Source organism: Pseudomonas sp. EA_65y_Pfl1_P113, assembly GCF_963970525.1.
Classification (GTDB): Bacteria; Pseudomonadota; Gammaproteobacteria; order Pseudomonadales; family Pseudomonadaceae; genus Aquipseudomonas; species Aquipseudomonas tritici.
This window is the reverse complement of record NZ_CAXAQM010000552.1, coordinates 1-457: the sequence shown is the minus strand read 5'-3', so window position 1 is coordinate 457 and position 457 is coordinate 1. Positions and strand designations below refer to the sequence as shown.

Sequence of the window (457 nt, the reverse complement as noted above, 5' to 3'; positions counted from 1 at the left end):
CCTGCACCACGGTCGCGACCGTCAGGGCCGCCAGCACGCCCGCGGTGGCCACCGACAAGGCCCTGGTGGTCGACCAGCGGCCCGGAACGATCGTCCCGACAAGCGCGGCCAGCCAGTACCCATCGGGCGCAACCCCGATCACGGCATCAGCAACCGGCACCACGGGCGCCACGACCGCGACGCTGGCGGGGGCCGTCGGTAAGACCACCTATATCTGCTCGCTGTCGGTGCGATCGAATGCGACGGCGCCAAGCGCCTGCGCGGGCACGGTGGCGATGCGCGTGCCGGAACCGCTACCATCGCCAATTTCCAGGGAAAAGCCCGGCGTTGCCCGCCCGGCTGCGAAATAGACGCCATCGGTCCCGGCATCGGCGACACCGGGGTCCTCCGGCAAAGCCCTCCAAGGCGTCGCGGCCTCTCGTCCGGTCAGGCCGTAACCGAAGGGAAACAACGGGGC

Annotated in this window: 1 protein-coding gene; it reads right to left on the bottom strand. The window is 70.5% G+C overall.

Annotation, left to right across the window (positions count from 1 at the left end; all coding sequences use genetic code 11):
• Nucleotides 1–208: 208 nt before the first annotated feature.
• A partial coding sequence (locus tag AACY52_RS31035) for a hypothetical protein (RefSeq protein WP_339561499.1) occupies nt 209–457 on the bottom strand: 249 nt, incomplete at its 5' end.